Annotated in this window: 21 protein-coding genes; 10 read left to right on the forward strand and 11 right to left on the reverse strand. The window is 72.0% G+C overall.

Features of this window, described 5'->3' with window-relative positions; genetic code table 11:
* Positions 1–10 precede the first annotated feature (10 nt).
* The 4 genes from ABTZ58_RS05025 to ABTZ58_RS05040 form a co-directional block, all read right to left on the reverse strand.
* The gene (locus ABTZ58_RS05025) at positions 11–892 is read right to left on the reverse strand and encodes a Cgl0159 family (beta/alpha)8-fold protein (RefSeq protein WP_351350522.1); all 882 of its coding nucleotides are present in this window, start codon (positions 890–892) and stop codon (positions 11–13) included.
* Entirely contained in the window at positions 889–1,839 is a 951-nt protein-coding gene (gene iolC / locus ABTZ58_RS05030) for a 5-dehydro-2-deoxygluconokinase (protein WP_351350524.1), read from the reverse strand. The genes ABTZ58_RS05025 and iolC overlap by 4 nt, the downstream gene beginning before the upstream one ends.
* A 146-nt stretch (positions 1,840–1,985) precedes the next feature.
* Positions 1,986–2,375 carry a cupin gene (locus ABTZ58_RS05035; protein ID WP_351350526.1) on the reverse strand — a complete coding sequence of 130 codons (390 nt, stop codon included), beginning with the start codon at positions 2,373–2,375 and terminating at the stop codon, positions 1,986–1,988.
* Positions 2,376–2,422: 47 nt separating this feature from the next.
* Positions 2,423–3,319, reverse strand: coding sequence for an alpha/beta hydrolase (locus ABTZ58_RS05040; protein ID WP_351350528.1), 897 nt, complete (start codon positions 3,317–3,319; stop codon positions 2,423–2,425).
* Between the two features lie 94 nt (positions 3,320–3,413).
* On the opposite strand from ABTZ58_RS05040, the gene ABTZ58_RS05045 reads away from it, so the two are divergent.
* Both ABTZ58_RS05045 and ABTZ58_RS05050 read left to right on the forward strand, forming a co-directional pair.
* Positions 3,414–4,448 carry a helix-turn-helix domain-containing protein gene (locus ABTZ58_RS05045; RefSeq protein ID WP_351350530.1) on the forward strand — a complete coding sequence of 345 codons (1,035 nt, stop codon included), beginning with the start codon at positions 3,414–3,416 and terminating at the stop codon, positions 4,446–4,448.
* A gap of 262 nt (positions 4,449–4,710) precedes the next feature.
* A complete protein-coding gene (locus tag ABTZ58_RS05050) occupies positions 4,711–4,911 on the forward strand; it encodes a helix-turn-helix transcriptional regulator (RefSeq protein ID WP_094052395.1) in 201 nt (66 codons plus the stop codon).
* Between the two features lie 89 nt (positions 4,912–5,000).
* On the opposite strand, the gene ABTZ58_RS05055 is transcribed toward ABTZ58_RS05050, so the two are convergent.
* A complete protein-coding gene (locus ABTZ58_RS05055) occupies positions 5,001–6,044 on the reverse strand; it encodes a zinc-dependent alcohol dehydrogenase family protein (RefSeq protein ID WP_351350532.1) in 1,044 nt (347 codons plus the stop codon).
* Positions 6,045–6,229: 185 nt separating this feature from the next.
* On the opposite strand from ABTZ58_RS05055, the gene ABTZ58_RS05060 reads away from it, so the two are divergent.
* Both ABTZ58_RS05060 and ABTZ58_RS05065 read left to right on the forward strand, forming a co-directional pair.
* Positions 6,230–6,469, forward strand: a complete 240-nt coding sequence (locus ABTZ58_RS05060; RefSeq protein WP_351350534.1) for a heavy-metal-associated domain-containing protein — start codon at positions 6,230–6,232, stop codon at positions 6,467–6,469.
* A gap of 137 nt (positions 6,470–6,606) precedes the next feature.
* On the forward strand, positions 6,607–8,844 hold the full coding sequence (locus ABTZ58_RS05065) for a heavy metal translocating P-type ATPase (protein ID WP_351350536.1): 2,238 nt from the start codon (positions 6,607–6,609) through the stop codon (positions 8,842–8,844).
* Positions 8,845–9,495: 651 nt separating this feature from the next.
* On the opposite strand, the gene ABTZ58_RS05070 is transcribed toward ABTZ58_RS05065, so the two are convergent.
* The 4 genes from ABTZ58_RS05070 to ABTZ58_RS05085 form a co-directional block, all read right to left on the reverse strand.
* On the reverse strand, positions 9,496–10,785 hold the full coding sequence (locus ABTZ58_RS05070) for a citrate synthase (protein WP_309095463.1): 1,290 nt from the start codon (positions 10,783–10,785) through the stop codon (positions 9,496–9,498).
* Positions 10,786–10,963: 178 nt separating this feature from the next.
* The gene (gene recD2 / locus ABTZ58_RS05075) at positions 10,964–13,249 is read right to left on the reverse strand and encodes an SF1B family DNA helicase RecD2 (RefSeq protein ID WP_351350539.1); all 2,286 of its coding nucleotides are present in this window, start codon (positions 13,247–13,249) and stop codon (positions 10,964–10,966) included.
* A gap of 34 nt (positions 13,250–13,283) precedes the next feature.
* A complete protein-coding gene (locus tag ABTZ58_RS05080) occupies positions 13,284–13,487 on the reverse strand; it encodes a DUF397 domain-containing protein (RefSeq protein WP_351350541.1) in 204 nt (67 codons plus the stop codon).
* Positions 13,474–14,298: a helix-turn-helix domain-containing protein gene (locus ABTZ58_RS05085; RefSeq protein ID WP_351350973.1), complete on the reverse strand. Its 825-nt coding sequence runs from the start codon at positions 14,296–14,298 to the stop codon at positions 13,474–13,476. Before ABTZ58_RS05085 ends, ABTZ58_RS05080 begins: the two co-directional genes overlap by 14 nt.
* A 339-nt stretch (positions 14,299–14,637) precedes the next feature.
* On the opposite strand from ABTZ58_RS05085, the gene ABTZ58_RS05090 reads away from it, so the two are divergent.
* On the forward strand, positions 14,638–14,928 hold the full coding sequence (locus ABTZ58_RS05090) for a hypothetical protein (RefSeq protein ID WP_351350542.1): 291 nt from the start codon (positions 14,638–14,640) through the stop codon (positions 14,926–14,928).
* A 2-nt stretch (positions 14,929–14,930) separates the two neighbouring features.
* Here the strand turns inward: ABTZ58_RS05090 and ABTZ58_RS05095 are convergent, their stop codons facing one another.
* Positions 14,931–15,578: a dihydrofolate reductase family protein gene (locus ABTZ58_RS05095; protein WP_351350544.1), complete on the reverse strand. Its 648-nt coding sequence runs from the start codon at positions 15,576–15,578 to the stop codon at positions 14,931–14,933.
* A gap of 82 nt (positions 15,579–15,660) precedes the next feature.
* Positions 15,661–16,026, reverse strand: a complete 366-nt coding sequence (locus tag ABTZ58_RS05100; RefSeq protein WP_351350546.1) for a cupin domain-containing protein — start codon at positions 16,024–16,026, stop codon at positions 15,661–15,663.
* Between the two features lie 215 nt (positions 16,027–16,241).
* On the opposite strand from ABTZ58_RS05100, the gene ABTZ58_RS05105 reads away from it, so the two are divergent.
* The 5 genes from ABTZ58_RS05105 to rbsD all read left to right on the forward strand — a co-directional run bounded on the left by ABTZ58_RS05105 (position 16,242) and on the right by rbsD (position 22,082).
* Positions 16,242–17,258, forward strand: coding sequence for a LacI family DNA-binding transcriptional regulator (locus ABTZ58_RS05105; protein ID WP_351350548.1), 1,017 nt, complete (start codon positions 16,242–16,244; stop codon positions 17,256–17,258).
* The gene (locus ABTZ58_RS05110) at positions 17,255–18,781 is read left to right on the forward strand and encodes a sugar ABC transporter ATP-binding protein (protein ID WP_351350550.1); all 1,527 of its coding nucleotides are present in this window, start codon (positions 17,255–17,257) and stop codon (positions 18,779–18,781) included. Before ABTZ58_RS05105 ends, ABTZ58_RS05110 begins: the two co-directional genes overlap by 4 nt.
* On the forward strand, positions 18,771–20,720 hold the full coding sequence (locus tag ABTZ58_RS05115; RefSeq protein ID WP_351350552.1) for an ABC transporter permease/substrate-binding protein: 1,950 nt from the start codon (positions 18,771–18,773) through the stop codon (positions 20,718–20,720). Before ABTZ58_RS05110 ends, ABTZ58_RS05115 begins: the two co-directional genes overlap by 11 nt.
* A gap of 73 nt (positions 20,721–20,793) precedes the next feature.
* Positions 20,794–21,696, forward strand: coding sequence for a ribokinase (locus ABTZ58_RS05120; protein WP_351350554.1), 903 nt, complete (start codon positions 20,794–20,796; stop codon positions 21,694–21,696).
* Positions 21,693–22,082 (forward strand): D-ribose pyranase, encoded by a 390-nt coding sequence (rbsD, locus tag ABTZ58_RS05125; protein ID WP_351350556.1) that lies wholly within the window; start codon positions 21,693–21,695, stop codon positions 22,080–22,082. Before ABTZ58_RS05120 ends, rbsD begins: the two co-directional genes overlap by 4 nt.
* The last annotated feature ends 318 nt before the right edge of the window (positions 22,083–22,400 follow it).

Consider the following 22,400-nt stretch of genomic DNA (forward strand, 5'->3'; position numbering starts at 1 on the left):
GAAGCGGCCCTCACAGCAGTCCTACGGCGGTGTCCACGGCGGCGGCCACGTCGCCGTCCGCCGGGTACAGCAGGGAGCGGCCGACCACCAGCCCGCACACGGTGGGCAGTTGCAGGGCGCCGCGCCACTTCTCGTACGCCCCGTCCTGATCGTCGCCGACCTCGCCGCCGAGCAGGACGGCGGGGAGCGTGGAGGTCGCCATGACCTCGGCCATGTCGTCGGGGTTGGCGGTGACCGGCACCTTCAGCCAGGTGTAGGCGGAGCTGCCGCCCAGGCCCGAGGCGATGGCGATCGACCGGGTGACGGCTTCGGCGGACAGGTCGTTGCGCAGCCGTCCGCTCTCGTCGCGGCGGCTGATGAACGGCTCGACGAAGACGGGCAGCCTGCGCTCCGCCATGGCGTCGACGGCCCGGGCGGCGGACTCCAGCGTGGTCAGCGAGCCCGGGTCGTCGTAGTCGATGCGCAGCAGGAGCTTGCCCGCGTCGAAGCCGAGGCGCTCGATGTCCTCGGGGCGGTGGCCGGTGAAGCGGTCGTCGAGTTCGAAGCGGGCGCCCTGCAGGCCGCCCCGGTTCATCGAGCCCAGGACGACCTTGCCGTCGAGCGCGCCGAGCAGCAGCAGGTCGTCGAGGATGTCGGCGGTGGCGAGGACGCCGTCCACGCCCGGGCGGGACAGCGCCAGGCAGAGGCGTTCGAGCAGGTCGGCGCGGTTGGCCATGGCGAGGCTCCGGCCGCCGACGCCGAGGGCGCCGCGGGCCGGGTGGTCGGCGGCGACGATCATCAGCCGGCCGTTGTCGTTCAGCAGCGGCCGGCGGGTGCGGCGGGCGGCGGCCTCGGCGATCGCCTCCGGGCGGTGGCTGCGCAGCCGGACGAGTTCGGAGACGTCGACGCTCACTTGACGGCCCCCGCGGTGACGGCCGCCTCGATCTCGTCCGGGGTGGGCATCGCGGAGGAGCACTCCAGGCGGGAGGCCACGATGGCGCCGGCGGCGTTGGCGTGCCGCATGATCTTGTCCAGGTCCCAGCCGGCCAGCAGGCCGTGGACGAGGCTGCCGCCGAAGGCGTCCCCGGCGCCGAGGCCGTTGAGGACGTCCACCGGCAGCGGCGGCACCTCGGCGCTCTCCCCGGCGCCGTTCACCGCGAGCACGCCCTTGGGGCCCTGCTTGACCACGGCCAGTTCGACCCCGGCGTCGAGCAGGGCGCGGGCGGCGGCGTGGGGCTCGCGCACGCCGGTGGCGACCTCCACCTCGTCGAGGTTGCCGACCGCGACGGTGGCGTGGCGCAGGGCCTCCTCGTAGAAGGGGCGGGCGGCCTCGGGGGCCGTCCAGAACATCGGGCGCCAGTCGAGGTCGAAGACCGTCGGGCCGGCCTTGGCGCGGTGGGCGAGGGCCGCGAGGGTCGCCGTCCGGCTGGGCTCCTCGCTCAGGCCGGTGCCGGTGACCCAGAAGACGCGGGCCTCGCGGATCGCGTCGAGGTCCAGCTCGTGGGCGTCGATCTCCAGGTCGGGGGCCTTGGGCTGCCGGTAGAAGTACAGCGGGAAGTCGTCCGGCGGGAAGATCTCGCAGAAGGTGACGGGGGTGGGCAGGCCGGGGACGGGGGTGACCCAGCGGTCGTCCACGCCGAAGTCCTTCAGGGCCTCGTGCAGATAGGTGCCGAAGGGGTCGTCGCCGGTGCGTGTGATCACCGCCGTGTGCCGTCCGAGGCGGGCCGCGGCGACCGCGACGTTGCTCGCCGAACCGCCGAGGAACTTGCCGAAGGACGTGACCTGCGGCAGCGGGACGCCCGTCTGGAGCGGATACAGATCCACTCCGATCCGCCCCATGGTGATCAGGTCGTACGCCATCGTGTCCCCTCGGTGTTCGGCTCTCCCCGGCTTTGTAGCCCCCTTCCCGAAGCCCTGTCAATGTTTTGTCCGGACATTCGGACCAGATCGTGACAGCGCTTTCGGCACGACCTGGTCCGCGTCCCCTTTTTCCGTGGTCTTCGGCCCTACACCCCGGTCCGCCTCTCCAGGCGGCTGCCGCGCGGCAGGGTGACGGACATGATGTCGCTGGGCGCGTCCAGCGCGATGCGGTGCCAGCGACCGCGCGGCACGACGACGGCGGTCCCCGGCGCCAGGGCGGTCTCCTCCTCCTTCTCCCCCGGCCGCTCGGGGCGCAGGCAGAGGCGGATCCCGCCGGTGAGGCAGGCGACGACCTCGTCGGCCTCGGTGTGGATCTCCCAGTGGTCGCCGTGGACGTCCTCGTCGGTCTCCACGTGGAAGGTCATCAGCTGCCAGGTGTCCTGCTCGGGGTCGAACGCGGGTTCCTCGACGCGCACCTCACCGCCGTCGCCGAGGCGGACGAACGAGGTGAAGAGGCCGAACGGGGCGAGGGTCATGGTCGTGAGGTCCTTTCCGGCTGTCCGGGGTGCGGGGTGCGGCCGGTTCACTCGGCCAGGGCGCGGCGCAGGGCCGCGGCGAGTTCGGCGATCTGCCGCTGCGAGACGTCGGCGGTGAGGATCGCCTGGGAGCCGTGGAAGGTGCCGGGCCACTGGTGCAGCTCGACCGGCACGCCCGCCTGGAGCAGGCGCAGGGCGTAGGCGATGTCCTCGTCGCGGTTCGGGCACAGCTCCGCCGTGGCCACGTAGGCGGGCGGCAGACCGGCCAGCTCGGCGGCCCGGGCCGGGGCCGCGTAGGGGGTGGCGGGCGCTCCGCCCAGGTAGTGCCGCCACGACGCGGCGACCTTGTCGCGGTTCATCCAGGGCGTGTCGGTGAAGTTCCGCTGCGACCACGTCTCCTGCCGGTCGTCGAGTTCGGGCTGGTTGAGCAGCTGGAAGCGGATCGGCGGCCCCTGCCGGTCCCGCGCCCGCAGCGCCAGCGCCGCCGCCAGGCCGCCCCCGGCGCTGTGCCCGCCGACGGCGATGCGCTCGGGGTCGGCGCCGAGCCCGGCCGCGTGCTCGGCGGCCCAGGTCAGCGCGGTGTACGCGTCGTCGAGCGGGGCCGGGAACGGGTGCTCGGGAGCCAGGCGGTAACCCACCGAGATCACCACCGCGCCGGAGGCTGCGGCCAGCCGGGCGGCCCAGGGGTGTTCGGTGTCCAAACCGCCCATGACGAATCCGCCGCCGTGCAGCCAGACGACGGCGCCGTGCGCCTGGTGCGGGCGGTAGACGCGGACCGGCACGTCCGGATCGCCGGGAACGGTGTGGTCCTCGACCTCCATGCCGGAGGTGTCCGGAGCCGGCACCGCGGCGGCCAGTTCGGCGAAGCTCTTGCGCTCGGTGACCGGGTCGGTCAGATCGGCGCGGGGGAACAGCGGTACGAATGCCTCGAGTTCAGGGTCCATGCGGCCATCCTCACCGCCCTCCGATCCCGGAGCATCCGCCAACCGTCGGGCGTAAGCGCCCCGTTGAGCACCGAACGGCGCATATCCTCGCGCCATGGAGGCACTGGCCGTACGACTGTCGCAGCTGGACGCGCAGGTCGAGGGCGCGATCCGCGTCGTGATGTTCTACGACACCCTGATGCGCCGCCGGGTCGACCTGCCGGCCCTGGCCCGGGCGTCGGCGGGCCTGGCCGAGTGCGTGGCCGGGATCCGGCTGCACGGCACGGGGCGGTCGATCCGCTTCTCCCCCGACGGCGGGCAGGCACCCGCTCCGCCCGGGCCCGGGTCCAGCACGGCGGCGATCACCCTCGACGACGAGGAGATCGGCACGGTCTGGCTGGAGCGGCCCGGCCCGCCCCTCCCGCTCGACGAGGTGCTGCTGGACCGGCTCGCCATCGCCGCCGCAGCGGTCGTCGAACGCTACGGCCCGGCCCGCACCACCATGGCCGACCCCGCCCTGGTCGAACTCGTCGTCAGCCGCGGCACCGAGGAGGCGGCCAGGGCCCGTGCGCTGCGGCTGCTGGGCTTCGCCCCCGAGCTGCCGATCCGCGTCGTCGCCGTACGGTCGCAGGTGCCGCTCGACCGGCTCGGCGGCCTGCTCTGCCCGGCCCGGCCGGTGAAGGCGGCACCGCTCGGCGACGTGGGCGTCATCCTGGCCGCTTCGGTGGACCGGGCCGCGCTCCCGGACGGCGTGCGCGCGGGCATCGGCACCGCCGAGAGCCCCGAGGTGTCCTGGCGGCAGGCCCGCACCGCTCTCCGCTTCACCACCGCGCGCCGTCCGGTGGTCTCGCACGCCGACCTGGGGGCGCTGGCGCTGCTCGCCGAGGTCCCCGACGACACCGTGCGCGCCAACGCCGACGTGTCCGCCCTCGCCCGGCTCGCCGGCACCCCCGAGGACCTCCGCACGCTGGAGGCCTACTGCGCCACCGGCTCCCTGCGCCGGGCCGCCGACCAGCTCCACCTGCACCACAGCAGCGTGGCGCGGCGGCTGGAGCTGATCGGCAGGACCCTGGGCTTCGAACTCACCGAGCCGGCCGGTCTGCTGCGCGCCGGTCTCGCCCTGACGGCCTGGCACCTGCTGGACGGCTGAGACACCGCGCCCGGCTTCCGCGTCAAGGCGCCCCGCCGACGCCCCGGCGCACGCCTTTGCCCCGGCTGTGTCACAAACACCTCCTTCCTGTCACACATGTCGCACGCACGCGGGTCTTCCGTCACACCCGCGCACAGGCCCTGCCCCGGGTCACACAGGGTCGTTGACCGGACACAGGCTTGTTGATCGCCGGCGCAGCACCCGGCTCCCCCGGACGGCCGTCCCCGGCCGCCGTCGCGGTGCGCGCGAGGAGGTACACGTCATGACCGACCGAAGGCTCTGGTCCTACAAGGAGATCGCGGCACACATCCGGGTCCAGCCCGACACCGTGCGGTCCTACCGCAAGCACGGCCTGCTGCCCCCGCCCGACCACGTCGAGAGCGGCAAGCCCTACTGGTACGCCGACACCGTCCGGGCCTGGGTCGCCTCCCGGCCCGGCAACCGCAACCGCAGAGCCGACTGAGCCGTCACACCACTGACCTCGTGCCCCACCGCCGGGTGGGGCACGGTCGTCTCCCGGGCCGCCGGCCGGGCCCGGCGGGGCGGGCCGTCTCACCGCCACGGCTCGACGACCGTCACCCCCGCCCCTGCCGCCGTCCCCATGGCAGCCAGGGCGGACGGGGCCTCGTCGAGCCGGATGGTGGACGTCACCAGCAGGTCCGGGCGCAGGACGCCGGCGCGGACCAGTTCCAGCATCGGCGGGTAGCCGTGCGCGGCCATGCCGTGGCTGCCGAGCAGTTCGAGCTCCAGGGCGATCGCGCGGGCCATCGGCACCGGTGTCGTGCCGTCCGGCGCGGGCAGCAGCCCGACCTGGACGTGGCGGCCGCGTCGGCGCAGGCCGTTCACGGAGGCGGCGCAGGTGGCGGGCGAGCCGAGGGCGTCGAGCGAGACGTGCGCGCCGCCGCCGGTCAGGTCGCGGACCGCCGCCGCCGTGTCGGGCACGGCGGTCGCGTCGACACAGTGCGCCGCCCCGAACGTCCGCGCCAGATCGAGGGCCCCGGGTGACACGTCCACGGCCACGACCCGGGCGCCGGAGGCGGCCGCGATCATCACCGCCGACAGCCCCACCCCGCCACAGCCGTGCACCGCGACCCAGTCCCCCGCGGCGACCCCGCCCCGCTGCACCACCGCCCGGTAGGCCGTGGCGAACCGGCAGCCGAGGGAGGCCGCCGTGGCGAAGGACATCTCCCCGGGCAGCGGCACGAGGTTCACGTCGGCGTGGTCCAGCGCCACGTACTGGGCGAAGGAGCCCCAGTGCGTGAAGCCGGGCTGCGTCTGGCGCTCGCACACCTGGTGATCACCCGCCGCGCAGGAGGGGCAGGTGCCGCAGGCGCAGATGAACGGCACGGTGACCCGGTCGCCGGGCCGCCACCGGCCCACCCGGGCGCCCACCGCCTCGACGACACCGGCCAGTTCGTGCCCGGGCACGTGCGGCAGTGTGATGTCGGGGTCGTGCCCCTGCCAGCCGTGCCAGTCGCTGCGGCACAGCCCCGTGGCCTCGACCCGCACGACCACCCCGTGCTCCGCGGGCTCCGGGTCGGCGACCTCCCGGACCTCGGCCGCCTCCCCGTACCGCTCGAACACCACGGCCCGCATGACCCACCCGCCTTCCCCTCGTGTCGTCTCCCCGGCGCAGGGCGCCCCACCGATGCTCCCACCCGGCCGGGCCGGCCCGGCCGGGTGGGCACGTCGTGAATCCGATACCCCCTAGGGGTACAGTGGGGTGAGGTGGGGGCCTCCAGGGCCCCCACGGCCCCACACGCCTCGACGAGGAGAACGACATGACCGCCCAGACCGACACCACGGGCTCCGTCACCACCGTCTACAAGGTGAACGGCATGAGCTGCGGCCACTGCGAGGGCGCCGTCTCCGGCGAACTCTCCCAGCTCTCCGGCGTCAGCTCGGTGACGGCCGTCGCCTCGACCGGCGAGGTCACCGTCGTCTCGGCGGCCCCGCTCGACGACGAGGCGGTACGCGCCGCCGTCGACGAGGCCGGCTTCGAACTGGCCGGCCGGGCCTGAGACCTCCCCGTCCGGCAGGCAGCCAGGTCCGGCCGTCGCCGGTCCTGGCACCCGTACCCGGGTACGGGCCGTACGCCGCCGCCCGCGGCCCGTACGGCCCGTCCGCGCCCGGGCGCGTATTTCCTGGAGTTGAGGACATGACCAGCACCACCGCCAAGGCGCCGGCGGACCGCGAGCCGGCCCTCGCCGAGGTCGAGCTGCTCATCGGCGGAATGACCTGCGCCTCCTGCGCGGCCCGCGTCGAGAAGAAGCTCAACCGCATGGACGGCGTCACGGCCACGGTGAACTACGCGACGGAGAAGGCCCGGGTCACCTACCCGGCGGGCACCGAGGTCGCCGATCTGATCGCCACCGTCGTGAAGACCGGGTACACCGCCGAGGAGCCCGCGCCGCCGCGCGAGGAGGCGCCCGCGGCCGAGGAGGACCCCGAACTGTCGGCGCTGCGCCAGCGTCTCGTCGTCTCCGCCGCCCTCGCCGTCCCGGTGATCCTGCCGGCGATGGTCCCGGCGCTGCAGTTCGACAACTGGCAGTGGCTCTCGCTCACCCTCGCCGCCCCGGTCGTCGTCTGGGGCGGACTGCCCTTCCACCGCGCGGCCTGGACGAACGCCCGGCACGGCGCCGCCACCATGGACACGCTGGTCTCCCTGGGCACGCTCGCCGCGTTCGGCTGGTCCCTGTGGGCGCTGTTCCTCGGCGACGCGGGCATGCCGGGCATGCGGCACCCCTTCGAGTTCACCGTCTCGCGCGGGGACGGCGCCTCCTCGATCTACCTTGAGGTCGCCTCCGGCGTCACGGCCTTCATCCTGCTGGGCCGCTATCTGGAGGCCCGTTCCAAGCGCCGGGCGGGAGCGGCCCTGAAGGCGCTGATGGAACTGGGCGCCAAGGAGGTGGCCGTCCTGCGCGACGGCCGCGAGGTGCTGATCCCGGCGCAGCGGCTGGCCGTCGGCGACCGGTTCGTCGTACGGCCGGGCGAGAAGATCGCCACCGACGGGACGGTCGTCGAGGGCGCCTCCGCGGTGGACGCCTCGATGCTGACCGGCGAGTCGGTGCCGGTGGACGTGGCGGCCGGGGACACGGTCACGGGCGCGACGGTCAACGCGGGCGGCCGGCTCGTCGTCGAGGCCACCCGGGTCGGCGCCGACACGCAGCTCGCGCGGATGGCGAAGCTGGTGGAGGACGCGCAGAACGGCAAGGCCGAGGTGCAGCGGCTCGCCGACCGGATCTCCGGGATCTTCGTGCCGGTCGTGCTGCTGATCGCGGCCGCCACGGCCGGGACGTGGCTCGGGCTGACCGGTGACGGCGTCGCCGCCTTCACGGCGGCCGTCGCGGTGCTGATCATCGCCTGCCCGTGCGCGCTGGGCCTGGCCACCCCGACCGCGCTGATGGTGGGCACGGGCCGGGGCGCCCAGCTCGGCATTCTCATCAAGGGCCCGGAGGTGCTGGAGTCCACGCGAAGGATCGACACGGTCGTCCTGGACAAGACGGGCACGGTCACCACCGGCCGGATGACCCTCCAGGAGGTCCACCTCGCCGAGGGGTCCGACGAGAAGGAGGTGCTGCGGCTCGCCGGAGCCGTCGAGCACGCCTCCGAGCACCCCGTTGCCCGGGCGATCGCCCTGGGCGCCGAGGAGCGGGCCGGACGGCTCCCGACGGTCGCGGACTTCGAGAACGTCCCCGGGCGGGGGGCACGCGGGCGGGTGGAGGGCCGCGAGGTCGCCGTGGGGCGGCTCTTCGACGACCTGCCGCCGGAGCTGGCCCGCGCACGGGAGGAGGCCGAGCGGGCCGGGTACACGGCCGTACCGGTCGGCTGGGACGGGACGGCACGGGCCGTGCTGGCCGTGGCGGACGCGGTCAAGGAGACCAGCGCCCGGGCGGTGCGGGAGCTGCGTGCGCTGGGGCTCACGCCGGTGCTGCTGACCGGGGACAACCGGGCGGTGGCCGAGGCGGTCGCCGAGCGCGTGGGGATCGACCGGGTGGTCGCGGAGGTCCTGCCCGAGGACAAGGTCGCGGCCGTGCGGCGGCTGCAGGCCGAGGGCCGGGTCGTGGCGATGGTCGGTGACGGCGTCAACGACGCCGCCGCGCTGGCCACCGCCGACTTGGGCCTGGCCCTGGGCACCGGCACGGACGCGGCGATCGAGGCGGGCGATCTGACGCTGGTCCGCGGCGACCTGCGGGTGGCCGCGGACGCGATCCGGCTGTCCCGCCGGACCCTGGCCACGATCAAGGGCAATCTCGTCTGGGCCTTCGGCTACAACGTGGCCGCGCTGCCGCTGGCCGCCGCCGGGCTGCTGAACCCCATGATCGCGGGGGCCGCGATGGCCTTCTCGTCCGTCTTCGTCGTGACGAACAGTCTCCGACTGCGGACATTCCGGTGAAGTAGCCCCAATTCGCCCCAAGTTCGCGGCGAATGCGATATGAGCCCCTCTGGAGTCCCGGGCCCGGCTCACATAAGCTCTTCACAAGGCTCGCGCATCATCCTTACGCTCGGGCCCCGAGCGGCATATCCGAGCTCATGCGTATCTAACGGACATACGCAGGAGACGCAGATCACAGTGATGTGAACGTAACCATCGAAGGGGTTCGAGGGTCTAAGTTGACGATGTCGGAGAGCGTCTTGGGGGGCGTGATCTGACATCTGGAGATGTCTTGGGGGACGTCTCCGGTTGGGGGTACCTCCCTGCTCGAACGAAGCTGAGAGCTTGGGGGAGCGTTGCCGGGGCACGTACACCGGGAAGCTTTGAGCGGCCCTTCCGGACGTGCGCTGTCCCGGCAGATCGCACCCACCCAGCAGTACGGCGAGTTCTGCTCGTTCTGCTCAACAGCGGTTCAGGCGCTGTCCTCACAGACGCCCGGCCGGATCCCGTGGGGGGAATCCGAACCGGGACTGGGAAGGCGCCCTGGTCGTCGGCCCGTGGGGGGACCGGCGCTCCGGGGCGCCTTCTTTTTTGTCCTCCGCCGCCGTGCCGGGTACGCCAAAGCCCCCGCACCCGGCACGCGGATACGGGGGCCCGAAGCGGTACTGCGGCTCAGCGCTCCTCGACGGGAACGAAGTCGCGCTCGATGACGCCCGTGTAGATCTGGCGCGGGCGGCCGATGCGGGAGCCCGGCTCCTTGATCATCTCGTGCCACTGGGCGATCCAGCCCGGCAGCCGGCCGAGGGCGAACAGGACCGTGAACATCTCGGTCGGGAAGCCCATGGCCCGGTAGATCAGGCCGGTGTAGAAGTCGACGTTCGGGTAGAGGCTGCGCGAGACGAAGTAGTCGTCGGAGAGCGCGTGCTCCTCCAGCTTCAGCGCGATGTCCAGCAGCTCGTCGGACTTGCCGAGGGCGGACAGCACGTCGTGGGCGGCGGCCTTGATGATCTTGGCGCGCGGGTCGAAGTTCTTGTAGACCCGGTGGCCGAAGCCCATCAGGCGGACGCCGTCCTCCTTGTTCTTCACCTTGCGGATGAAGGAGTCGACGTCACCGCCGGAGTCGCGGATGCCCTCCAGCATCTCCAGCACCGACTGGTTGGCGCCACCGTGCAGCGGACCCCACAGGGCGTTGATGCCGGCGGAGATCGAGGCGAACATGTTCGCCTGCGAGGAGCCGACCAGGCGGACCGTGGAGGTCGAGCAGTTCTGCTCGTGGTCCGCGTGCAGGATCAGCAGCTTGTCGAGCGCGGAGACCACGGTCGGGTCGAGCTCGTACTCCTGCGCGGGGACCGAGAAGGTCATGCGGAGGAAGTTCTCGACGTAGCCGAGGTCGTTGCGCGGGTAGACGAACGGGTGACCGATCGACTTCTTGTACGCGTACGCCGCGATGGTCGGGAGCTTGGCGAGCAGGCGGATCGTGGAGAGGTTGCGCTGCCGCTCGTCGAAGGGGTTGTGGCTGTCCTGGTAGAACGTGGACAGCGCCGAGACGACCGAGGACAGCATGGCCATCGGGTGGGCGTCGCGCGGGAAGCCCTTGTAGAAGTTCTTGACGTCCTCGTGCAGCAGGGTGTGCTGCGTGATGTCGTTCTTGAACGCCGAGAGCTGGTCGACCGTCGGCAGCTCGCCGTTGATCAGCAGGTAGGCGACCTCCAGGAAGGTGGAGCGCTCGGCCAGCTGCTCGATCGGGTAGCCGCGGTAGCGCAGGATGCCCGCTTCGCCGTCCAGGTAGGTAATGGCGGATTTGTACGCGGCGGTGTTGCCGTAACCGCTGTCCAGCGTCACCAGACCGGTCTGGGCGCGGAGCTTTCCGATGTCGAAGCCCTTGTCACCGACGGTGCTGTCGATCACCGGGTAGGTGTACTCGCCGTCGCCGTACCGCAGTACTACAGAGTTGTCGCTCACGTCTTCCCTCACCGACGTTGTGCCTCATCTTCGAGGTGCCCTGACTGTCTCTACCATCCCCCACTTGGCTCAGGAGAGTGCACTCGGGGTCGACCATCGGGCCTACTGACGGCACTGAGTGCCGCCAACTTGCCCATCCTGCCCCCTGCCTCCCCCTTCCGGAAGTGCTCTGTGACCTTCACGACTCGTTTGATCGATCATTTTTCTGTCCGGCGAGCCGGAAGTCGAGGGTCGTGCACCTGCGGCCCGCCGAAACCGTACGCACCGCCTGGCCGATCGCCTTGCGCGAACCGACGAGGACGACCAGCCGCCTGGCCCGCGTGACGGCCGTGTAGAGCAGGTTGCGCTGGAGCATCATCCAGGCGCCCGTCGTGACCGGGATGACGACCGCCGGGTACTCGCTGCCCTGCGAGCGGTGGATCGTCACGGCATAGGCGTGAGCCAGCTCGTCGAGCTCGTCGAAGTCGTAGGGGACCTCCTCGTCCTCGTCCGTCAGCACCGTCAGACGCTGGTCGACCGGGTCGAGCGCGGTGACCACGCCGACGGTGCCGTTGAAGACACCGTTCTTGCCCTTCTCGTAATTGTTGCGAATCTGGGTGACCTTGTCGCCGACGCGGAAGACCCGGCCGCCGAACCTCTTCTCGGGCACGTCGGGGCGGCCCGGGGTGACCGCCTGCTGGAGCAGGCCGTTCAGCGTGCCCGCGCCGGCCGGGCCGCGGTGCATGGGGGCGAGCACCTGGACGTCCCGGCGCGGGTCGAGCCCGAACTTGGCCGGAATACGCCGGGCCGCCACGTCCACCGTGAGCCGTCCGGCGGCCTCCGTGTCGTCCTCGACGAAGAGGAAGAAGTCCTTCATGCCGTCCGTGACGGGGTGCTGCCCGGCGTTGATGCGGTGGGCGTTGGTGACGACGCCGGACTGCTGGGCCTGGCGGAAGACCCGGGTGAGGCGGACGGCCGGGATCGGACTGCCGTCGGCCAGGAGGTCGCGCAGGACCTCGCCCGCGCCGACGCTGGGCAGCTGGTCCACGTCCCCGACGAACAGCAGGTGCGCCCCGGGCGGCACGGCCTTGACCAGTTTGTTGGCGAGGAGCAGGTCGAGCATGGAGGCCTCGTCGACGACCACCAGGTCGGCCTCCAGCGGGCGGTCCCGGTCGTAGGCCGCGTCGCCGCCGGGCCTGAGCTCCAGCAGGCGGTGGACCGTGGAGGCCTCGGCGCCGGTGAGCTCGGACAGGCGCTTGGCGGCCCGGCCGGTCGGGGCGGCGAGCACGACCTTGGCGTTCTTGGCGCGGGCCAGCTCGACGATCGAGCGGACCGTGAAGGACTTGCCGCAGCCGGGGCCACCGGTGAGGACGGCGACCTTCTCGCTCAGCGCCAGCTTGACGGCGGCCTCCTGCTCGGGGGCCAGCTCGGTGCCCGTACGTCCCTTCAGCCAGCCCAGCGCCTTGTCCCAGGCGACGGTCCGGAAGCCCGGCATCCGGTCCTCGTCGGTGCGCAGCAGGCGCAGCAGCTGCGCGGACAGGGAGAGTTCGGCGCGGTGGAAGGGGACGAGGTAGACGGCGGTGACCGGCTCCGAGCCGCCGTCGGGGCCGGGGACCTTCTCGCGGACCACCCCGGGGTCGCCGCCGTCCTCGGGGACCTCGGCCAGTTCCGCGAGGCACTCGATGACGAGCCCGGTGTCGACCTGGAGCAGCTTCACGGCGTCCGCGATCAGCCGCTCCTCGGGGAGGTAGCAGTTGCCCTGGTCGGTGGCCTGGGACAGGGCGTACTGCAGGCCCGCCTTGACGCGCTCGGGGCTGTCGTGCGGGATGCCGACGGACTGGGCGATCTTGTCGGCGGTGAGGAAGCCGATGCCCCAGACGTCGGCCGCGAGCCGGTAGGGCTGGTTCTTCACCACGGAGATGGAGGCGTCGCCGTACTTTTTGTAGATGCGCACGGCGATGGACGTGGAGACCTCGACCGTCTGGAGGAAGAGCATGACCTCCTTGATGGCTTTCTGCTCCTCCCAGGCGTCGGCGATCTTCCTGGTCCGCTTGGGGCCGAGGCCGGGGACCTCGACGAGCCGCTCGGGCTCCTCCTCGATGATCTTCAGGGTGTCCGTGCCGAAGTGCTGGGTGATGCGGTCGGCGAAGACCGGGCCGATGCCCTTGACCAGGCCCGAGCCGAGGTAGCGGCGGATGCCCTGGACGGTGGCCGGCAGGACCGTCGTGTAGTTCTCCACGTGGAACTGCTTGCCGTACTGGGGGTGGGAGCCCCAGCGGCCCTCCATGCGCAGGGACTCGCCGACCTGGGCGCCGAGCAGCGCGCCGACGACCGTGAGCAGGTCACCGGCGCCTCTGCCGGTGTCGACCCGGGCGACCGTGTAGCCGTTCTCCTCGTTGGCGTACGTGATGCGCTCCAGCACGCCTTCGAGCACGGCGAGCCGCCGCGGCTCCGCGGCAGTGGGGTTCCCCGCGTGGTTGGGCATGATCCGACGGTACCCGTGGGGTGTGACAGCCGCGTCAGCCCTTGATGTGTCCTTCCTTCACGGCGCGGACGAAGGCGCTCCAGCCTCCGGCCGAGAAGTGCAGGGCCGGGCCGTCGGCGGTCTTGCTGTCGCGGACGGGGACGGTGGTGCGGCCGGGGGCGACTTCGAGGCACTCTCCCTGATCACCGCCGCTGTAGCTGGACTTGTACCAGCCGGTAACGCCTTCAGTGGTGACCATGTGCGTGTTCCTCCGCTGCCGCCCTGACGAGGGCGAGTGACTCCTGTTGCGCCGACGCGTCGCTCAGGGCCAGAGAGTAAGCGGTCTGACAGGCGCTCACCAGAGCCGGGTCGTCCATCAGATTCCCGGTCTGAAAGCCCTCGACGTAGGCCACCGGGGCCGAGTCCTCGAACGTCATGAGCGTGAGGAGACTCTGCATCAGCGCGTGGGCGCCCACGCCGTAAGGAAGGACGTGCAAGCGCAGACGTCCCGCCTCGGCCATGTCGGCGATCCTGTGCAACTGCTCGCTCATGACCCGCGGACCGCCCACACAACGGCGGAGGACCGCCTCGTCGAGCAGCGTCCAGACCACGGGCTGCGTCGGTCCGTCGAGGATGCGTCGGCGCTTTGTTCGGATGACAACGAGTTCGTCAAGTTCCCCGCTCGTGTGGTTCGGTCGGTACGCGCGGAAGAGGGCACGGGCGTAGTCCTCGGTCTGGAGCACTCCTGGGACCAGCGTCAGTGCGAACTGCTGGATCAGCACGGCCAGTTGCTCAAGCTCGGCCACCGCGGCGAAATGGTCGGTGTACTTCGACTCCAGATCCTCCAGCCACCGCGCGAAGAACCCGTCCGTCCCCAGCGCCCGGTCGATCCGCTGGGCGTCATCGGGTTTCGGAAGCCGCCTCCCGGCCTCGAAGTGGCTGATCAGCGTGGAGGAACACACGACCTGCTCCCCCAGTTCCTCCTGGGTGAGGCGCGCAGCGTTCCGCCTCAGTCGCAGTTCCTCCCCGTACTTCTCCCGCAGCGTTCGAGGCGTACGGCGTGCGTCCATGCGGCAACTCCCCTTCTTGACAAGCGCGATGTCAAGCTCCACCCCCTGGCAGCCTAGCCAGCACCGACCCCACTCTGTGAGTTGTTCGGCACAGAACGCAGTCGCCGCAGGTCGGAAGGCAGACAGACACATGACAGACCTCATCGCCCGAGCCCTCGTAGCGCTCCTCCGCGTCCTGCTCCCGCCACGGGGCCGGCGACGGCGATCCCCGGTACCGCCCCCATGTCCGTACTGCCGCGACGGCGTCGTCGACGCGGTGGTCCGCCGTCCGCAGGATCAGCCGCTGCGCGGCGAGGACAACCGGCTGGTCCGGCCGTACCTGTCGGCGGGGGCAGGCGCATGACGGACGCGGAAGCAGGGCGGCTCCTGCCGTGGACCGGCCCGGAGGGCAAGCCCTGCTACCTGGTGGGGGACGGGACGGGGTACGTGTCGCGGCTCGCCGACGAGATCGAGTACGTGCACCTCGGCATGGCGGACGACCTCCTCGGCCACGCCGCCGAACTCCTGGCGGAACGCCGGGCGACGAGCGCGGAGCTGCGTTACCTGGCGCTGCGGCTCACCGAGTCCCTGCGGGACGTCAAACGGGTCGCGGAGAGCAGAGGGGCCCGTCTCCCCCCGGCGGGGTCGTGACGTCACTTCCTCCAGAACAGGTGGTGGATCACCCCGCTGGGGCTCGGCACCACATCGCAGTGGAAGCGGTCGAACAGCTCCTCGGGGGACTCCCACAGCCGTGAGCCGGACCCGATGACCACGTCGGGCGAGACCGCCACGTGCAGCGTGTCGACCAGGTCGGCGTCGAGGAACTCCCGGACGGTGGCCGCCCCGCCGCCGAGCCGGACGTCCTTGCCGCCGGCGGCCTCGCGCGCCCGCGCCAGGACCTCGGCCGGGTCGCCGCCGACGAAGTGGAACGTGGTGTCGGAGAGCGTGAACGAGGGGCGCTCGTGGTGGGTCATGACGAACACCGGGGTGTGGAACGGCGGTTCGTCGCCCCACCAGCCCTGCCACTCGTGGTCCTGCCACGGTCCGCGATGGGGGCTGAACTTGTTGCGGCCCATGATCTCGGCGCCGATGTTGTTGAAGAAGTCGCGCGTCAGACAGTCGTCGAGGCCGCGGCTGCCGCCGGGTTCGGTGCGGTTCGGCCAGCTCGCCGTGGCACCGGCCCAGGCGAACATCTCCCCGGGATCGGCGTGGCCGAAGGGCCGCTCCAGACTCTGGCCGTCACCGGCACCGAAGCCGTCACCGGATACGTTGAAGTTCTGCACGCGCAGCAGCTGGGACACAGCGTTCCTCCTGTGGTCGACGCGAGGGAAGACCGTCCGGGCGGGCGGAACTCATCGGTGGGGGCCGGGCGATCTTCCCGGCTCACCCGGCCTGCGCCACCACGTGGTCGATCACCCGCTGGAAGTCCTCACTCGGCGAGAACTCCACCAGCTCGCTGTCCTCCAGCGCCACCGGGACGTGCCCGGGTCCCCAGTAGTACGCCTGCCCCGCCTCGTACTCCTCCTCGCCCGCCGCCGTGCGCATCCGGATCCGGCCCTTGAGCAGGTAGCCCCAGTGCGGGCACTGGCACGCGTCGTCGGGCAGGCCCTTCAGGGCCGGGCCCATGTCCGTGCCCCGGGGCAGGGTGAGGTAGCCGACCGACAGGCCGCCGCCGATCGGCATGATCCGCAGTTCCACTCCGTCGCCTTCGAGTGCGACGGGCACGTCGTTCCGGGTCGCCGCCGTCATGACTCCTCCGCTCCGGCCCGGCCGGGCCTTGGGAAAACGGCCTCCCCCTCTCCAGCCTGGACCGCCGGTGGGCCGCCCGCGACATCACGATCCGGTCAAGAGGTGCCCCGGAGGTCTTGCTTTACCGCCGTGTAATCGATTCCATCCATCCGTCGATGTAATCGATTCCACGAACCCGTGACCGGGTTCCGTTTCCACAAGGAGGTGGAGCGGCGATGGCGAGCATCAAGGACGTCGCTGCCGAGGCGGGCGTCTCCGTCGCCACGGTCTCGCGCGTCCTGAACGACCACCCGTCGGTCAGCGCCGAGGCACGCACCCGCGTGCTGGCCGCCGTCGAGACGCTGGGCTACCGCCCGAACGCCGTCGCCCGCTCCCTGCGCACCGACCAGACCCACACCCTCGGCCTGGTCATCAGCGACGTCCTCAACCCGTACTTCACCGAACTGGCCCGCTCCGTCGAGGAGGAGGCCCGCGCACTCGGTTACAGCGTGATCATCGGCAACGCCGACGAGCGGCCCGACCTCCAGGACCACCACGTACGCAACCTGCTGGACCGGCGGATCGACGGTCTGCTGGTCTCCCCCACCGACGGCGGCTCCCCGCTGATGCTGGACGCCGCCCGGGCCGGGACGCCCATGGTCTTCGTCGACCGCTGGATCCCGGGCGTGGACGTGCCGGTCGTCCGGTCGGACGGCCGGGCCGCCGTGCGGGACCTGGTGGCGCATCTGTACCGGCTGGGTCACCGGCGGCTCGCGATCATCGCGGGCCCGGCGGCGACCACGACCGGCCGGGAGCGCGTGGAGGCCTTCCGGGAGGCGCTCGGCGCGCACGGGCTCCCCCTGCCGGACGCCTACACGGGCCAGGGCGACTTCCAGGCCGAGAGCGGACGCCGGGTCACCGAGGGATTCCTCGACCTGGCCGAACCGCCCGAGGTCGTCTTCGCGGCCGACAACCTGATGGCGCTCGGCGCGCTGGACGCCGTGCGGGCGCGTGGTCTGCGCGTGCCGGACGACCTCGCGCTGGCCGCGTTCGACGACATCCGGTGGTTCGTGCACACCGATCCGCCGGTCACCGCGATCGCCCAGCCCACGGGCGAGCTGGGCCGGGCCGCCGTACGGGCCCTGGTCGACCGCATCGAGGGACGGCCCGGCCGGTCCGTGACCCTCCCCGCCCGACTCGTCGTACGCCGCTCCTGCGGCGAGAACCCCGTAACGAACAGGAGCCAGTCGTGAGCAACGCGGACGAGTTGCTGCGCATCGAGGGCCTGCGGAAGACCTTCCCGGGTGTGGTCGCGCTGGACGGCGTCGACTTCGACCTGCGCCGGGGCGAGGTGCACGTGCTGCTCGGTGAGAACGGCGCGGGCAAGAGCACCCTCATCAAGATGCTCTCCGGCGCCTACACGCCCGACGCCGGCCGGATCCTGGTCGGCGGCGCGGAGACCCGCATCCAGAGCGCGCAGGACTCCGAACGGCTCGGGATCGCCACCATCTACCAGGAGTTCAACCTGGTACCCGATCTCACGGTCGCCGAGAACATCTTCCTCGGGCGGCAGCCGCGCCGCTTCGGGATGATCGACCGCAAGCGGATGGAGGCGGACGCCGAGGTCCTGCTGAAGCGGGTCGGCGTGAACGTGTCGCCCCGGGCGCGGGTGCGTGAACTCGGCATCGCGCGGCTGCAGATGGTCGAGATCGCCAAGGCACTGAGCCTGGACGCCCGGGTGCTGATCATGGACGAGCCGACGGCCGTGCTCACCTCCGAGGAGGTCGACAGGCTCTTCGCGATCGTGCGCACGCTGCGCGAGGACGGCGTCGGCATCGTCTTCATCACCCACCACCTGGAGGAGATCGCCGCCCTGGGCGACCGCGTGACGGTCATCCGGGACGGGAAGAGCGTCGGGCAGGTGCCCGCCTCCACGCCCGAGGACGAGTTGGTCCGGCTCATGGTCGGGCGCTCGATCGAGCAGCAGTATCCGCGCGAACGGCCCGGCCGGGGCGCCCCGCTGCTCACCGTCGAGGGGCTCACCCGGGACGGCGTCTTCCACGACGTCGGCTTCGAGGTGCACGCCGGCGAGGTCGTCGGCATCGCCGGGCTGGTCGGGGCCGGGCGGACCGAGGTCGTCCGGGCGGTCTTCGGGGCCGACCCGTACGACCGGGGCAGCGTGAAGGTCTCCGGCGCCCCGGTCGCCCGGCACGACGTCAACGCCGCGATGACCGCGGGCATCGGGCTCGTCCCCGAGGACCGCAAGGGCCAGGGCCTGGTGCTGGACGCCTCGGTGGAGGAGAACCTCGGGCTGGTGACCCTGCGGTCGGCCACCCGCGCGGGACTCGTCGACCTCAGGGCGCAGCGCGAGGCGGCCGCGCGGATCGCCGAGCAGCTCGGGGTGCGCATGGCGGGCCTCGGGCAGCACGTGCGCACGCTCTCCGGCGGCAACCAGCAGAAGGTCGTCATCGGCAAGTGGCTGCTCGCCGACACCAAGGTGCTGATCCTCGACGAGCCGACCCGCGGCATCGACGTCGGCGCCAAGGTCGAGATCTACCAGCTCGTCAACGAACTCACCGCCGCCGGCGCGGCCGTCCTGATGATCTCCAGCGACCTTCCCGAGGTGCTCGGCATGAGCGACCGGGTGCTGGTGATGGCCCAGGGGCGGATCGCCGGTGAACTCTCCGCCGACGAGGCGACCCAGGACGCCGTGATGGCACTCGCCGTCAGCACTCCCACCAGCACGACCGGAACGGAGGCCTCCCGTGGCCACTGACACGCTCAAGAGCACGACGGGCGCGCAGGGCGCCTCCGGGGGCCTGCGCCGCCTCCTGCTCGACAACGGCGCGCTCACCGCGCTCATCGTCCTCGTCATCGCCATGTCGGCACTGTCCGGCGACTTCCTGACGACGGACAACCTCCTCAACGTCGGCGTGCAGGCCGCCGTGACCGCCATCCTCGCCTTCGGCGTGACCTTCGTGATCGTCTCGGCGGGCATCGACCTGTCGGTCGGCTCGGTCGCCGCGCTCTCCGCCACGGTCCTCGCCTGGAGCGCCACCTCGGCGGGCGTCCCGGTCTTCCTCGCCGTGCTGCTGGCCATCGCGACGGGCATCGTCTGCGGCCTGGTCAACGGCGTCCTGATCTCCTACGGCAAACTGCCGCCGTTCATCGCCACGCTCGCCATGCTGTCCGTGGCCCGCGGCCTGTCCCTGGTCATCTCCGAGGGCTCCCCGATCGCCTTCCCCGACTCGGTCTCCCACCTCGGCGACACCCTCGGCGGCTGGCTGCCGGTGCCGGTCCTGGTCATGATCGTCATGGGCCTGATCGCCGCGTTCGTGCTCGGCCGGACCTACATCGGCCGCTCCATGTACGCGATCGGCGGCAACGAGGAGGCCGCGCGGCTGTCCGGGCTGCGCGTGAAGAAGCAGAAGCTCGCCATCTACGCCTTCTCCGGCGTCTTCGCCGCCGTCGCGGGTGTCGTCCTCGCCGCCCGCCTGTCCTCCGCGCAGCCGCAGGCGGCCGACGGGTACGAGCTGGACGCGATCGCCGCGGTCGTCATCGGCGGCGCCTCCCTCGCGGGCGGCACCGGCAAGGCGTCCGGCACACTGATCGGCGCGCTGATCCTGGCGGTGCTGCGCAACGGGCTGAACCTGCTGAACGTCTCGGCGTTCTGGCAGCAGGTCGTCATCGGTGTCGTCATCGCGCTGGCGGTGCTGCTCGACACGGCCCGCCGCAAGGCCGGGGTGAACCCGGTCGCGGGCGGCACGGGCGGCGGCAGGGGCAAGCAGGCGACCACCTACGCGCTCGCGGCCGTGGTCACCGTCGCGATCGTCGGCGCCACGTCCTTCCTGCACAACGGCTCCTCCGCCACGAGCACCCCGAAGATGGGCCTGTCGCTGTCCACCCTCAACAACCCCTTCTTCGTGCAGATCCGGGCGGGCGCCGAGGCCGAGGCGAAGAAGCTGGGCGTGGACCTGACCGTCACGGACGCCCAGAACGACGCCTCCCAGCAGGCCAACCAGCTGCAGAACTTCACCAGTTCGAACCTGGGCGCGATCATCGTCAACCCGGTGGACTCGGACGCGGCGAGCAACTCCGTGAAGGCCGCGGACAAGGCGGGGATCCCGGTCATCGCCGTGGACCGCACCGTCAACAACGCCAGCACCGACACCCTGGTCGCCTCCGACAACGTCGCCGGCGGAGAGCTCGCCGCGAAGACCATCGCCGACAGGCTGGGCGGCAAGGGCAAGATCGTGATCCTCCAGGGCCAGGCGGGCACGTCCGCGGCCCGGGAGCGTGCGGCCGGCTTCGCCAAGGGGCTGAAGGCCTACCCGGGCATCAAGGTCGTCGCCCAGCAGCCCGCCGACTTCGACCGCACCAAGGGCCTCGACGTGATGTCGAACCTGCTCCAGGCCCACCCGGACGTCCAGGGCGTCATCGCCGCGAACGACGAGATGGCCCTCGGCGCGATCAAGGCCCTGGGCTCCAAGGCCGGCAAGTCGGTCTCGGTCGTGGGCTTCGACGGCACGCCTGACGGACTGAAGGCGGTCGAGGGCGGCACGCTGTACGCGTCGGTGGCGCAGCAGCCGTCCCAGCTGGGGAAGATCGCCGTGGAGAACGCCCTGAAGGCGCTGCAGGGCGAGAAGGTCCAGGAGACGGTGAAGGTGCCGGTGAAGGTGGTCACCAAGGAGAACGTGGCCGGCTTCGGCGGCTGACATCGGGGAACGGCGGGCGGTCGCACGGCTGGTGGGACCGCCCGTCCATGTCACTCACGTGGGGAGACGACTCATGTACGACTACGACCTCCTGGTCGTGGGGTCGGCCAACGCCGACCTGGTGATCGGAGTGGAGCGCCGGCCCGGTGCCGGCGAGACCGTGCTCGGCTCCGACCTGGCCGTCCACCCGGGCGGCAAGGGCGCGAACCAGGCGGTCGCCGCCGCCCGGCTCGGGGCCCGTACGGCCCTGCTGGCCCGGGTCGGCGACGACGACCACGGCCGGCTGCTGCTGGACTCGCAGCGGCAGGCCGGTGTCGACACGGTGGGTGTCCTGGTGGGCGGCGCTCCGACCGGGGTCGCGCTGATCACGGTCGATCCGTCCGGGGACAACAGCATCGTGGTCTCGCCGGGCGCGAACGGCCGGCTGACCCCGCAGGACGTCGCCGCCGCCGGGTGCCTGTTCCAGGGCTCCAAGGTGGTGTCGGCGCAGCTGGAGATCCCGCTGGAGACGGTGGTGGAGGTCGTACGGAGCCTGGCGCCGGACAGCCGGTTCGTGCTCAACCCGTCGCCGCCGCGGCCGCTGCCGTCGGAGGTGCTGGCGGCCTGCGACCCGCTGATCGTGAACGAGCACGAGGCGAAGGTGATCCTGGGCGGTTCGGCGGTCGGAGACGCCCCCGAGGACTGGGCGCGGATCCTGCTCGCCAAGGGCCCCCGGTCGGTGGTGGTGACGCTGGGCGAGCGGGGCGCGCTGGTGGCGTCGGCCCAGGGGGTGGAACGGGTGCCGTCCGTGACGGTGGAGGCCGTGGACACGACCGGCGCCGGAGACGCCTTCACGGCCGCGCTGGCCTGGCGGCTGGGGGCGGGTGAGTCCCTGGCCGAGGCGGCGGCGTACGCGGCGCGGGTGGGTGCGGTGACGGTGACGAAGGAGGGCGCGCAGGCGTCCTTCCCTACGGCGGCGGAGGTCGCTGGGCTGTGAAGAAGGCCGGGATACTGAACCGTCATCTCGCCGGTGCGCTGGCCGGGCTCGGGCACGGGGACGGGGTGCTGGTGTGCGACGCGGGCATGCCGATCCCGGACGGGCCGCGGGTGGTCGACCTGGCGTTCCGCGCCGGGGTGCCGGCCTTCGCCGAGGTGCTGGACGGGCTGCTGGGCGAGCTGGTGATCGAGGGGGCGACGGCGGCGGAAGAGGTCCGGCGGGCCAACCCGGAGGCGGCGGAGCTGCTGGAGGGCTGCTTCCCCGCGCTGGAACACGTGCCGCACGAGCGGCTCAAGGAGCTGTCGGCCGGAGCCCGGCTGATCGTCCGCACGGGCGAGGCCCGGCCGTACGCGAATGTGCTGCTGCGCTGCGGCGTCTTCTTCTGACGCCCGGCTCCGGTTCCTCACGCCCGGCTCGTGGTGCCCCGGAACGGTTTCGAGGGGCCCGATCCGTCGATCGGGCCCCTCGGCCTTTCCCCCCGTCAGGTCCCCCGCGATCCCCCCGGATCCCCCTCCAGAAGTCCTGACACCAAGTGTGACCGGCGAGGGGCGGGAAGGGTTGCACGCCGAGGTGAGAATTTCTCGCCGGATTCCTGAGTAGATCACGGCGTCCGTCGGACGAGCACCCGGGTGGGCACGTCGGGCTCCTTTCGGACCGGCCGGTGAACGGAGTTGCGCATCGGATGCGCCGTCGGCGCCGGTCGA

It is taken from the genome of Streptomyces sp. NPDC094143 (assembly GCF_040303825.1).
GTDB lineage: Bacteria > Actinomycetota > Actinomycetes > Streptomycetales > Streptomycetaceae > Streptomyces.

Coding starts and splice junctions, on each gene's coding strand:
- recD2 (WP_351350539.1), bottom strand. CDS start 13,249: ATGCCCAACCACGCGGGGAACCCCACTGCCGCGGAGCCGCGGCGGCTC.
- ABTZ58_RS05090 (WP_351350542.1), top strand. CDS start 14,638: ATGACGGACGCGGAAGCAGGGCGGCTCCTGCCGTGGACCGGCCCGGAG.
- ABTZ58_RS05040 (WP_351350528.1), bottom strand. CDS start 3,319: ATGGACCCTGAACTCGAGGCATTCGTACCGCTGTTCCCCCGCGCCGAT.
- ABTZ58_RS05050 (WP_094052395.1), top strand. CDS start 4,711: ATGACCGACCGAAGGCTCTGGTCCTACAAGGAGATCGCGGCACACATC.
- ABTZ58_RS05035 (WP_351350526.1), bottom strand. CDS start 2,375: ATGACCCTCGCCCCGTTCGGCCTCTTCACCTCGTTCGTCCGCCTCGGC.
- ABTZ58_RS05045 (WP_351350530.1), top strand. CDS start 3,414: ATGGAGGCACTGGCCGTACGACTGTCGCAGCTGGACGCGCAGGTCGAG.
- ABTZ58_RS05105 (WP_351350548.1), top strand. CDS start 16,242: ATGGCGAGCATCAAGGACGTCGCTGCCGAGGCGGGCGTCTCCGTCGCC.
- ABTZ58_RS05055 (WP_351350532.1), bottom strand. CDS start 6,044: ATGCGGGCCGTGGTGTTCGAGCGGTACGGGGAGGCGGCCGAGGTCCGG.
- ABTZ58_RS05120 (WP_351350554.1), top strand. CDS start 20,794: ATGTACGACTACGACCTCCTGGTCGTGGGGTCGGCCAACGCCGACCTG.
- ABTZ58_RS05085 (WP_351350973.1), bottom strand. CDS start 14,298: ATGGACGCACGCCGTACGCCTCGAACGCTGCGGGAGAAGTACGGGGAG.
- iolC (WP_351350524.1), bottom strand. CDS start 1,839: ATGGCGTACGACCTGATCACCATGGGGCGGATCGGAGTGGATCTGTAT.
- ABTZ58_RS05100 (WP_351350546.1), bottom strand. CDS start 16,026: ATGACGGCGGCGACCCGGAACGACGTGCCCGTCGCACTCGAAGGCGAC.
- ABTZ58_RS05065 (WP_351350536.1), top strand. CDS start 6,607: ATGACCAGCACCACCGCCAAGGCGCCGGCGGACCGCGAGCCGGCCCTC.
- ABTZ58_RS05060 (WP_351350534.1), top strand. CDS start 6,230: ATGACCGCCCAGACCGACACCACGGGCTCCGTCACCACCGTCTACAAG.
- ABTZ58_RS05080 (WP_351350541.1), bottom strand. CDS start 13,487: ATGGTCACCACTGAAGGCGTTACCGGCTGGTACAAGTCCAGCTACAGC.